7 protein-coding genes and 1 pseudogene are annotated in these 12,646 nt (G+C 38.0%); 1 reads left to right on the top strand and 7 read right to left on the bottom strand.

The genetic code is table 11. The annotated features are described in order from the left end of the window. Positions 1-3: 3 nt before the first annotated feature. The 5 genes and pseudogenes from BSCG_RS19025 to BSCG_RS0127405 form a co-directional block, all read right to left on the bottom strand. The gene (locus BSCG_RS19025; protein WP_004320938.1) at positions 4-1,569 is read right to left on the bottom strand and encodes a polysaccharide lyase family 1 protein; all 1,566 of its coding nucleotides are present in this window, start codon (positions 1,567-1,569) and stop codon (positions 4-6) included. 176 nt (positions 1,570-1,745) lie between these two features. Beyond that, positions 1,746-2,864 (bottom strand): hypothetical protein, encoded by a 1,119-nt coding sequence (locus BSCG_RS19030; protein ID WP_004320939.1) that lies wholly within the window; start codon positions 2,862-2,864, stop codon positions 1,746-1,748. Between the two features lie 70 nt (positions 2,865-2,934). After that, complete coding sequence (locus BSCG_RS19035; RefSeq protein ID WP_008650794.1) at positions 2,935-5,364, bottom strand: glycoside hydrolase family 88 protein; 2,430 nt, start codon at positions 5,362-5,364, stop codon at positions 2,935-2,937. A gap of 302 nt (positions 5,365-5,666) precedes the next feature. Further along, positions 5,667-6,977, bottom strand: coding sequence for a glycoside hydrolase family 28 protein (locus tag BSCG_RS19040; protein WP_008775438.1), 1,311 nt, complete (start codon positions 6,975-6,977; stop codon positions 5,667-5,669). A 436-nt stretch (positions 6,978-7,413) separates the two neighbouring features. Further along, positions 7,414-7,707 (bottom strand): annotated as a pseudogene (locus BSCG_RS0127405) (right-handed parallel beta-helix repeat-containing protein); the annotation flags it as partial. A gap of 260 nt (positions 7,708-7,967) precedes the next feature. Between BSCG_RS0127405 and BSCG_RS19045 the strand changes: the two are divergent. Beyond that, positions 7,968-9,938, top strand: a complete 1,971-nt coding sequence (locus BSCG_RS19045; protein WP_008645566.1) for a rhamnogalacturonan lyase — start codon at positions 7,968-7,970, stop codon at positions 9,936-9,938. Between the two features lie 96 nt (positions 9,939-10,034). On the opposite strand, the gene BSCG_RS19050 is transcribed toward BSCG_RS19045, so the two are convergent. Beyond that, positions 10,035-11,624 (bottom strand): fimbrillin family protein, encoded by a 1,590-nt coding sequence (locus BSCG_RS19050; protein ID WP_004308514.1) that lies wholly within the window; start codon positions 11,622-11,624, stop codon positions 10,035-10,037. Positions 11,625-11,645: 21 nt separating this feature from the next. Further along, positions 11,646-12,638, bottom strand: coding sequence for a fimbrillin family protein (locus tag BSCG_RS19055; RefSeq protein WP_004316918.1), 993 nt, complete (start codon positions 12,636-12,638; stop codon positions 11,646-11,648). Between the last annotated feature and the right edge of the window lie 8 nt (positions 12,639-12,646).

The following is a 12,646-nucleotide window of genomic DNA, read 5'->3' as shown; positions in this document are numbered from 1 at the left end:
TGATTATTGTTTATTCTTATTAAGTTCATACTCATATTCATCAGGATATTCCAACGAAAGGGCATAATTTTCTATATTCAAATAGCCATTTTTAGCCTCTTTTACCGCATCTGTCGGATCATATTTGTCCAGTCCCCATGCATCTTCGAAAGCATCCGGCATCCCATCATTATCTGAATCCAGAGGTTTCTGTGCAGCATTTATTGTACCAGGACCTCCCAACGGAAATTGTTCTGTTTTACGTTCATCTTGAATAATCGTTCCTTTTCCTCCCAACGAAGTAAGTTCATCTATCAAGTATTTATCTACTTCATCACGTACCGGAAGATAAGCACCCACTTTTTCAACTACCCATTCATAAGCTTCCTGTGCACTTTTCTGACTGCGTATAATTGGATGTAGATCAGAACGAGCTTCAAGAAGTGTAGGAGAGCCACTACAATATTGTGACCAATTCACTTCTGTTATCTCTATTCCATTCAATGCTCCATCCTTGTCATAGTCATAATAGTTACCTTTACAATAACTTCTAAAATCACTGTTACCACCAGTAAATGGTCTTGCAGGATTCATTGGTACCTGTTGCGCCTCATATACTTTAGGTGCAATTTCCACATTTTGCCAATTATTACAGGGACCAACTATAAAATAGTTATTTTCAATAGTTGTTTCCGATTTACCTGAAGAATCACCACCCATATTATAAGCAGCTCCACTTCCCCAATTATACACAACGTTGTTAACAAACTGGTTTAATCCTTTAACTTTCGGATTTCGAGTTTTATTGTCAATATATAAATTGCGGAAGATTGTACACCCATTCGATATATCAGTTTGCATTAAGCCACCACACGAGTGATTCTGCAAACCCTGCCCGATTATAGAATTTTGTATTGTTATATTCTTTGGGGCAGTTCCCTTACCATCAGGATTGATAGAAAAACATTCATCTCTTCCCCAAGTCATAGAGCAATGGTCGAATATCATATCTGCTCCATTAGCTACTCCGCAAGCATCCAGTTCCGAAGGATATGCAGCTCCCATACGTATACGCAAGTAACGAACAATCAAGTTCTGTGCACCTGAAGCAGAAACACGTCCATTATAAAGAACAATCCCATCACCTGGAGCAGTATGTCCTAAAATTGTCTGATTACTTTTCAAAACAATAGGATTGCTACTCAATTTTATAACACCAGATACATCAAAGACAATAATGCGCCAAGGTTTGCTTACTGCATCACGAAAAGATCCAGGACCCGCATCATTCAAATTAGTCACATGATAAATTTCCCGTCCCTCACCTGCACGAGCACCTGTTACATTTTTCCCATATCCTTCCGCACCAGGAAAAGCAAGTACTCCATCATCAAAAACCGGGAAATTAAGCCCCTGATCCGAACCTCCCCCTTGATCACCAAAATCCCCATTTTGCGCTTGATCTGTTGGCAAATTGGGACTCAAATCACTTCTAGCATCCTTATCAACACATGCAAACAAAGTAGTAATGGAAAGACAGGAAACTGCCAATATTCCTACTTTTGCTTTTAATAATGTAATATTTTTCATATATAATTAAATTAAATAATAAACTACCATCAATATTTTTATTTAATGATTACACTAAAATTACGTTGTTTCACAATTTTGAATTAATATTTCCTCCCCCAAAAATTATTAGATGAAATTTATCATCTTTCAGCTATAATACGGCCCCATACCTTTTTATAAAAAATCAAGACTTTTTAGTTATAAGGTACAATGCCCCATTGAGATGCATAAGCATCTTGAATTTCTTTAGTTTTAAAACATACAATCTCCAGATTTGAATAAAAATCAATGGTAGCATCTACCCATGCTAGGGAAGTATCTAATTCGTCAGCCGGATACCATTCTGAATATTCTCCGTCATTTTCTTTGTTTCTATAATAAACTGAATACCATGAAACTTCCGTTTCGCCAGACATAACGCCAATACTAGAGTATAGTTTGGCCCAAATTTCCGTTAACAGAAATAATTTATAACCAATATCATCACCATCTGGTAATCTAACTGTTTTATCAAGCCAATTTACATTATTAACAAGCATTCCATTCTTATCAATAAAAAGATTTTGCTCAAAATCTTTACTATACCAATACTCTTTTTGAGTAGAATTGTATCTAACTCCAAGAATAAAGTCACAATAAACAGTTTGTGCCGATGTAATGTCTGTCCATTGATAATAAGTATACACACTAACGTTTCCGTTTACATAAGGACCAGAAGAGCCGTCATCATATGTTTCATCATAAAATCCTAATGTAATATCTAGTACGTAGTCATTGCTTTCAGCATAAGGAAAATCTACATCAAATTTAACTTCAAAAGAAGCATTTGTTATAGATCCTCCTTTCTCTTGAGAAACGACATCATTGAAAAGTACAATACTTGAACCCTTTGTCTTTAAAGTGACCAACGCATTGCATCTCTCAAATGGGTACGTGTATGATTTTCCACCATCAATTTGTATATCCAACTTAATTTGATGTTTCCCAAAAGATATTGGAATATTAGATTTCACATTTTCATCGCCACGTAAAGAAAGACGCCCTGTTAAATCCTCCTGATTATCAATATATACAAAGCATTCATCCACATGTTTACCTGTATTATACTGATAATCAAAATAAGGTTTTGTGAATAAGTTCAGATTAACCATACATATATTATCACTTGCCCCATCACTTAACAGTCCTTGCTGCGCATCTCTTTGCATCAATGCAGTCTCTTCATATTCCATAAAACCATTACCATCACATGAGATAGCAAACAAAGGAATAATTAAAAATAACATCGATTTGATAATTTGTTCTTTTTTCATGGTATTACATTTTATTAGTTCATTAATTGAAACAATAGTCGAAAATCTCTTATTATTTCTATCTTCTATATTATTTGTTCAACTCAATACATCCCATAATGAAAGGTCCTGTTGCTTTAGCATCATTATCTCTCATTTTCTCTCCTATATAATACTCGAAACTGCCGTCACGGTAAGGCTTACCACCTAATCCACCCACTTGGCAACATTTTGTCAATGTCAATGTTCCGTCCGAATTTGAGATTAGTAGTTTATCACACAGACCTTTAAAGGCCTTTTCTGCAATGGCACGATACTGACTATCAATATATCCTTTATTCACTGCTTTCATATAAGCATACATACATTGTGTCGTAACAGAAGCTTCCGGGAAATTACCGGTACGTGAAGGTTGATCAATCACCTGATACCATAAGCCATTTTTATCTTGGTATTTTGAAAGAGTCTCCGCTAATTCCTTCGTCCATTTAATCATATCAGCATAGCCTGAATGATCTTGGGGAATATATTCCAAAGCATCTACCAAAGCCATAAACCACCAACCAATACTACGTCCCCAGAAATTAGGAGAATGGCCTGTTTCCGGATCAGCCCAGCGCTGACTCCGGTCCTCATTCCATGCATGATAATAAAGTCCCGTCTTGGTATCGTATGTATGCTGATGGCAGAGAGTGAACTGTTTAACAGCCTCATCAATCCATTCCGGACGATTAAATTCAGCTCCATATCTAGCCATAAAAGGAGAAGCCATATACAATCCATCCAACCACATCTGATTAGGGTATATTTTCTTATGCCAGAAACCTCCATCTGTTGTACGAGGTTGCTTTTTTAGCTGATCTATCAAATTCTCGATAGCCAATTTATATTTCTCCTTTTTGGTTTCATTGTACAAATCAAACAGAACTTTTCCGGAATTGATATAATCCAAATTATAGGTTTCTTTCTTATATAAATGAATCTCTCCTTTATCGTCTACCAAAGAATCAGCCCATGCCTCTACATAATCAAAGTACCTACGGTCTCCTGTTTTCTTCCAAACTTGTAACATCGCACAACAACCTACTCCTTGCGCATAACCAAAATACAGGCGTTTTCCATGATCCAGTTGCCACGCTTCCGGGAAACGACGAATTTCCGAATCGGCAAACAGACGATAATAAGTGTCGGGAGCAAAAGTATCCGTACGGAAAGGAACTGCCGGAAGTCCAGCTTTATTAAACAGATTCACTCTAAAGAAAGTCCCATAACCGTAGCGTACAGCTACAGGTGCAGAGACATAAGTTGAAGAAAGTGTTATCGAACTTCCATTAATCACAGCATCAGCCGGATAAAACCGCGCATCATTGCCGGCAATAAAAAATCCTTTTACCGGTTCATTGCCGGGTGTCTGCAGGCCACCTTCCGCAAATGCAAAATCTAATGTAATTTCTCTCCCATTCACTTTCATTGATTTGTAGAGAGGTCCTGAATAAACAATCTTTTTACCATATTGCTTTGCTAATGCCCAAGCTGCCAGCCGTTCGCCCGGTGCAACTTTATTTCGTGGATGTATGTCGGTAGAATCGGCTGCATCCGTCACTACTGCCATACCAATATTTTCAAGTCCACTTAACCATGTTTTTAATTGTGCTTCACGAATACCTGCCGGTTGCTTGTAATGTGGTGCAATCTGTACGAAATAGAAAGGCATATCCGGCTGATTCCATTCTTTCCGCCAACTATTAATCAGGTTAGTAAATACTTCCTGATATTTCTCATAACGAACAGAGTTGGATTCTCCCTGATACCAGATATTTCCTTTTACAGTGTACCCTACCATAGGAGCAATCATGCCATTCCACAAAGTAGCCGGAACCTTACACTTATCTTTTTCCCTACTCACCTTTTCTTTTGAATATTGTTTTAAGACATCAGCATACAGCGGATTGTTTTCCATCACTTTCATACTTGTCCAAGATTCAGCATGTGTTCCTCCCCAAGTAGACTGAATCAATCCAACCGGTGTACTCAATTCTTTATACAATTTACGTCCAAAGACAAATCCTACAGCAGAAAAGTCTTTCAGATTCTCCGGATTACAAACCACCCACTTTCCAACGCAATCTTCTTTTTCATCATCAGGTGCCAGTTGATGCTCTACATGAAACAGGCGGATTTCCGGGAAATCAGCATCTTTCATTTCTTCCGCTTCATTCAACATTCCTGTTTTCCATTTCACTTGCGGATTACGGGCTACGGGAAATTCCATATTTGACTGTCCCGTACAAAGCCAAACTTCACCTATTAATATATTATTGATCCGGATCTTATTATCACCTTTCAACATTACAGATTGTCCGGAAGTAGCAGCCGGTGTTTGTATCATCAGTTCCCAATGACCGTTTGCTAAAGCAGTCACCTTGTATTTCTTATGATCCCATGAAGTCTTTACCAAAATCTTTTCTCCGGGACGTGCTTTTCCCCAAAAACGTACTTTCGCATTTTGCTGAAGTACCATATTATCTGATAATATAGAGGGAAGTTGTATATCTGCATGAATACCTATTGGAAAGAAACAGACCAATAACCACAGACAAAAAATAATTCTACAGAATTTCATTGTATTTTATAGTTTTAGATTCAATATTTTACTGAATAAGCACATGTCAAAGATACCGCATTACATGGTAGAGTTAAAGAAAAGGAATATGGAGAATTCGACTTTCTTATGTAAATTCATATGTGTACAGCCCATCACACGCCTATTTTGTACGATTTTACAGGCTATGTACGATTTTCCAGTCTTTCTACCATTCTTTTTTAATTCACTTTATTTATCTCAACCTTTCTCATAACCAATGCATCAATAATATCTTCATCTATCTTCACATCTTTTTTAGCCGTAATAGTCAAATTGTCAAAACAGAAATTGGATAATTTATATTGTTTTGATTTCTCTACAGCAAAAAAGGAATCACAATCCAGATGAATATTACGCATTGTAATATAGCTGGAATACGAGACTGGCATATCCTTGCGATCTTTCAAATCATAAAACTGTGTCCAAGGAGCAATAAAGATACAATTGCGGACATTTCCTTTTATGTCTTCAACGAGGATGTACTTATATTGTTGGGGAGTATCCGGACGCATTTTCAACCACAACAGGCGTTTAGCCTGATCCAGATTGCAACGTCGAAGAATTATATTATGATTATATATCGATTCACTACCGCAAGTCAGCACTCCGTGACAGAATCCAAAAGTACAGTCTTCAATGATAATATCACAATTGCCACCATTATCGGGATCTTGATCAGCCCATGGTCCTTTGCCACCTTTTAATGCAATTGCGTCATCATTAACCGACATATAGCATCCCTTGACAAGTACATTTTTACACGCATCAATATCGATTGCATCCGTACTTGGAGCCTTTACGGGAAAAGAAGGTGAAAAGATATGCAAATTCAAAAGTTTTACGCTATCACACTTATAAATGTGAGTTGTCCAAAACGGAGAATTAACAAGTCGCACATCTGAAACTTGTACATTATTGCTATGAGATATATGAAGTAGACGAGGACGCAATTCATCCATATTAGTACATTTAGGAATAACACGCCTCCGCAACCAGAATGACTTCCAATATCGTTCACCGTTTCCATCAACTTTTCCTTTTCCGGAAAGGGTGAAACCATCTACCTTATCAACATTAATCAAAGCTGAAAAGTACTTTAGGTTCTGTCCCTCCATACGTGTTTCTATTACAGGAAAGTTGCTAATATCGTCACTACCTTTTAATATAGCTTTCTCTTCCAAATGCAAGTGTGTTCCCGGCTTAAAGAACAGCGCACCACTAAGATAAGTACCTTCAGGTATAACAATGACTCCGCCTCCATTATTAGACGCCAAATCTATAACAGCCTGAATTTTCTCTGTCTGTAACAGTGTACTATCATTCACTACTCCATAGTCGGTAATCAAGAAACTCTTTCCTAATCCATTTATATCAGTTTTTTCATTTTTGTAAAACCAATCCGGTATAATTTTACCATCGGGAAATTTTTCCTGACTAAACAGTTGCAGACTGCAACATGTCGCTACTATTAAAAATGCTGACTTTATCATTTTCTATATCTCGTTACTTTTTTGCAAAAGTACCGCATGTTTCCATTTGCCCCAAAGCAAAGGATATGGAGATATTGATTTTCTTATGGAGTTCTATACAAAGGATTCAAATACTATTTATCTATATACAATATTCCATATTCAGACTTATTTTTGTACATATATCGAATTAAAATAAAACGCTCTCTACAGTATCAAAAAAGCGCATCCTCTTTATAAAAGAAGACACGCTACGATAGAGTTAAGTTTTTCTTATATCATTTATTCCGGGATGAACAATCCGGTAGACTATTATTTTGTAAACACAATCTCTCCTTTACGTCCGCCACCACGAAGAAAGATTTCATAAGTACTATTTCCTGATTCTTTTATTTTCAGCAGATCCAAATCCGTATTCTTTGTTTGTTCCCCGCGTATAACCGTTTTTAATACCCCTCCTGTTGTCCGGTCCAGTTCCACTCTTTGACATTTTAAACACCCGGCTCCAAGTAGTACTTCCCGCAGTATAATGTTCCATTATCTCTGCTTCCGTCACTCGATATGTACCTTGCCGGATATATACAGTATCTCCTGCCATCACTTTTGATTGTGCTTTACCCAACGTGGCAAAAGGCTTATCAATCGTCCCACTGTTTGAATCGCTTCCATTAGTAGCCACAAAATAATTCGTAGCCGAAAGAGAAAAGAGGAAACATCCTATAAAAAAAAGAAGAAGGCTAATACGTTTCATTGTATATTAAGTATTATGTAGCAGCAAAGCTACTGTTTTTTATACCATAGGAGCTGTAATATCGTACGTAAAGAATAGAATTTTGTCTTTTCTACTTCAATTATCAGACAAATTCCAGCATTAACAATCATAGTTCATAATAACAATAGTTTGATATAAGGATAAAAATGCATCCTTTATATACAAATTTGCAGGTGAATACTCTCCCAATCCACTTCCTTTGTAGAAAGAAAATATTCAATCTTTATAACAATATAATTATGAAAAACTTATTTTATGCGCTTACATTTTTTAGTTTTGTCACAGCTTGTAGTGATAATTCAGTCCAAAATCCAACACCACCTCCCGTGTCTGATAATGGTGATAACAATAATATGCAAGTTGTTGAGTTTCTAAGAAATCGTGCTATGGTGGCAAGTTATAACACTATCTTTCCTAATAAAGAAACAGAAAGAATAGAAAGAAAAGGCGTACTACTCAGCTGGAGATGGCTTTCCACCGATCCGGACGATATTGGTTTTGATATCTACCGCAAAGAAGGTAACTATAAATTCCAAAAGCTAAACAAAACTCCGATTATCAATAGTTCTAATTACAAAGATTTAACAGCAAACATTAATAAGATTCTCAAATACGAAGTTCGACAAGCAAATACCAATAATATTTTATGTTCATGTAACTTTACTCCGGAAATGGCACAGAACTTTTACCGGACGGTCCCATTAAACAATAATAATCTGCCATATCCCGATTTAGTATATAAAGCTTCGGATGCAGCTATTGGCGATTTAGACGGCGACGGAGATTATGAATTGGTTCTGAAACGTGAAGTGTCACCTCTTGACAATGGTAGCACGGGAATTGGAATTACTCCCGGAAGTTGCCTGTTAGAAGCATACAAGCTAACAACCGGGACATTTTTATGGCGTATCGATTTAGGCTCTAATATCCGGCAAGGTATTCATTATACTCCCTTCATTGTATATGACCTGAATGGAGATGGCAAGGCGGAGATCGCAGTCCGCACCTCCGAAGGTACCGTTTTCGGGGACGGAACGAAAATAGGCGATGTCAACCAAGATGGAATAACCGACTATGTAGACAGGGCTCCCCAAAGTGCCACTTATGGCAGAATTATCACAGGGCCGGAATTCTTATCTATCATTGAAGGCAGAACCGGAAAGGAAGTAGCCCGAACCGACTATATCTACCGTGGTGAAAAAAATAAATGGGTGACATATTGGGGAGATAATTGGGCAAACAGGATGGATCGTTTTCTGATGGGAGTCGGACACTTCAGATCTCAAAAAGGAATTCCAAGCCTACTCATGTGCAGAGGATATTATAAGAACTACCAGATTGTAGCTTTAGATTTTACTGATAACAAAATAACAGAGCGATGGCATTTTGATACAGCTGACAACTATTCGGATTATATAGGGCAAGGTAATCATAATTTAGCAGTCGGAGATATAGATGATGACGGAAAAGACGAAGTCTTATATGGGGCATGTGTCATAGACCATAACGGTAAAGGGCTATATAGCACAAAATTAGGACATGGTGATGCCATGCATTTGGGCAAATTTGATCCTACACAGGAAGGGTATCAAGTAGTAGTCTGCCATGAAGAACCCAAGGAGTATGGAAATATTGGAACAGAATTCCGGGATGCCAGAACGGGCAGGATATTACATTATATTCCCGGAAACGGCAAGGACGTAGGACGTTGTATGGTCGCAGATGTTGATCCGGACAGTCCCGGATGTGAATATTGGTCGTCAGAACCGGACGGTGTCATGTATTCCTGCAAAGGAAATGAACTGACAGGTAAAAGGGCACCTATAGCCAAAGGTGGTGATACATCATACAATATGACAATCTGGTGGAGTGGATCATTAAACAGGCAAATGCTTGATTACCTCGTTATTCACAGCTATACCGACGGACGTTTGTTCAATGGCAGCGATTGGGGTGTAAAAACAGCCAGCGGAACCAAAAACAATGCCTGTTTTTATGGCGATATTTGGGGAGACTGGCGGGAAGAAGTTATCTTCGTTGATGAAAATGATACAGAGCTAAGAATCTTTACTACTGATTTTGAAACCGACTATCGTTTCCATCCTCTAATGGACGACCATTTATATCGTTTAAGCGCTACACATCAGAACATAGGTTACAACCAGCCCACTCATCCGGGTTACTATATCGGTTCTGACTTGAACAAATAAAAAAGAAAGGCGTGTATGCTTTCCGCAAAGAACATACACGCTTTTTATAAAACTAACCCTATTCAAAACTCTATCATTTCCTTACCTCAATAAATATCAGAAAGCAAATACATATCGGGAGCTTACTCCAGGTCTGTCGTATTTCAATCCATCAACTTTGGTACTTCCACTGCTTGTCAACTGTACTCCAAATATACTTGTATTATTACGCTCTGTAGACGACCAATAATACATGTCATTTTTCAGTCCGTCACTACCTGTTATTTTTCCCAACTGCGTATTCATCGTTTCCCAATTAGTTACCATTGCCCTCAAATCACCGACAGAAGGAATAAACCAACCGGAAGAAATACTCGGAGCAACCAAATTATAGTTATTCAAGGAATTCACTAAAAGTGACTTATTCTTTGCTTCCGCATATTTTTTAATTACTTCCGTGTGATTATACCCTAATCGCTGATCCCTCGACGTACCATTCAATGTTCCGGTAGACGCCGATCCATCCCATCCCATCGGACTTAAATCAATATAGGAATTTCTTTCGGCAAACTCTGTACGATACCAAACTCTTATTTCATCTTTCTCCCCAAAAACAATATTGGTATTCTCTTTCAGCCCCAAAACCAATCCATGGGTACAGCCCGGATGATCACGCAATAATGCATCCTGACGTTCAGAATAAGTAAATTCATTATCTTCTGTAAAAGGATATAACACAGAAGGCATCGGATTACCAACAAAATAAACGACTCCTACACAATCATCGCTAACAGGAGCATTATCGTCAACAGAAGCCAACGCGCCATTAGAATATATCAGATCACCCACTTTCAACTCATGATCCACAGTTTGCAGTCCTCCGTCTATCTCACAATAAATATACTCTCCGGCTTTCAACTTTGTCGCATCTATCGAGTATTTTTTAAGCCCGTTGTCTACTGAACTGATAAAACTTCCTCCTATTTGCTCTACTTTTTTTGTCGGATTTACCAAAACACGGTAAGTCGTTGTTTCCTTATCATAATAAGGAATGATCACCTGCTCACCAATAGAAAATTTCACCTCTCTCAAAGATACACTGTAAGATGGCAGTTCAGGAGAAACCTCATTAGTGAAATTATAAGTAACAGAAGGCAGTTCGGCTACCATCAAGGCCATCCGATGATTCATTACAAAAGTTATTGTACTTCCGTCTGCTGAAGCCTCCCCTGTCATTAAATCATTATTTGTATATCTGTCACCACTCAGATCTGTGTCAACAGTCCAGTTCCCCACAATCGTTTCAAACGGATCCTCCTTCGTCATATCTATAGTTATATTTTCCTTATAAGGATAATACGCATAAAAAGTCACGGTTTCCAAATCTTCCGTACACGAAAGACGTCCTCCGTCAATTCCCCATATTCCATCATTATACGTCGCAAGGACATTTTTAATGAAAACTTCCTTATCACTATTTACCGCAAAAATACCAATCGCATCCCCGTCCGAAAAAGTTGTCTTGTAAGTCACATCAGTGACAGCACGACTTACATTGCCATTTTGTTGAATACTGGAATCAACCACCTCAATCTTTAATATATTACTATTGACGGCCAGCTTGGCATCCTCATCCTGCGAACATGCCACCATCAGAAAAGAACCGAGCAATACATAAATTACAAAAATGAATTTACAATATCTCATAATATTTCTTCTTTTAAATGTTTAATTATCATATAACTCCATACTTATTGACCTGCCCCCCTGACTCACAATAGTTTGAGTATTTCCCCCATCCCATTGTACATCTCCTGGTTCAACTCCTGTAATAGTATTACCGTCACTTGTATTAATTTCCTGACGATCTCCTTCAACCCATCCCTGAACTTCTCCAGATTCGACAGTTACATAAATCGTTTCATCCCTCTCACTGATTATTACAGTGTACGGATGTATGTGTCCGGGAACCAGGTCCATCTCACCAATCTTCTTGATAAAAGATTTCCCGCCCATTTCTATCTCAAAAGTAACCTCTGAAACTTTTTGAGGAAATACAATCAATGAAGTCCGCATATTTTCACCGGCCATAACCTTCTGAGATAACGCCAAAGCCGGTGCATCTTCGACAACAGCGGTCGTGCCGTCTATTGTATTGAAAGTTCCTTTAAGTTTCAAGCCAATCAACGTATAAGTTATGTCATCCAACGTCAAACCGTCTTTTCCTTCAAAAGAAAAATCAATCCTGCTCATCTGATGCGAAAAAGCAAAGTTGACATCCGGATTGTTCCGTCCGGCTTCCGTAGTCGCATAAAGAAAATCAATGGACATTTGCTTTTCCTGTGTTTGTTTATCCGAAGTCGTTTCCACTGTTATACAATCGGCAACCATAACGGAAGTCTCCGTAAATGGATAATAGGCGGACAATACATGTTCCTGTTTTCCCAGGAAATAAATAGACCGATTCTCGTCAAATGCTGCAAACGAAGATAAATTTCCTGTATATTTATAGGAAATATTTACATCATCTTCACAAGTTACCCCTATACGATCACCATCAGTCCACGTAGTACCAACAGTCCGGGACTTCTCCACAACCTCCGTGATTGTTCCCGAGATTGCCGCTTTCACCCCGACGATATCATCGCCGGAGTAATCATAGCTGCTACATCCCCAACATAAGATAGACAATGCAGCAATAAATGGCATTTTTCTTTTCATAAGACTAT

It is taken from the genome of Bacteroides sp. 2_2_4 (assembly GCF_000157055.1).
Taxonomy (GTDB): Bacteria; Bacteroidota; Bacteroidia; order Bacteroidales; family Bacteroidaceae; genus Bacteroides; species Bacteroides ovatus.
The sequence above is the reverse complement of the archived record's forward strand: the minus strand, read 5'-3'. Positions and strand labels throughout refer to the sequence as shown.

Bases quoted from the DNA above. Each gene is read 5' to 3' on its own strand.
- BSCG_RS19055 (WP_004316918.1), bottom strand. From the start codon at position 12,638: ATGAAAAGAAAAATGCCATTTATTGCTGCATTGTCTATCTTATGTTGG.
- BSCG_RS19030 (WP_004320939.1), bottom strand. From the start codon at position 2,864: ATGAAAAAAGAACAAATTATCAAATCGATGTTATTTTTAATTATTCCT.
- BSCG_RS19050 (WP_004308514.1), bottom strand. From the start codon at position 11,624: ATGAGATATTGTAAATTCATTTTTGTAATTTATGTATTGCTCGGTTCT.
- BSCG_RS19035 (WP_008650794.1), bottom strand. From the start codon at position 5,364: ATGGTACTTCAGCAAAATGCGAAAGTACGTTTTTGGGGAAAAGCACGT.
- BSCG_RS19040 (WP_008775438.1), bottom strand. From the start codon at position 6,977: ATGATAAAGTCAGCATTTTTAATAGTAGCGACATGTTGCAGTCTGCAA.
- BSCG_RS19025 (WP_004320938.1), bottom strand. From the start codon at position 1,569: ATGAAAAATATTACATTATTAAAAGCAAAAGTAGGAATATTGGCAGTT.
- BSCG_RS19045 (WP_008645566.1), top strand. From the start codon at position 7,968: ATGAAAAACTTATTTTATGCGCTTACATTTTTTAGTTTTGTCACAGCT.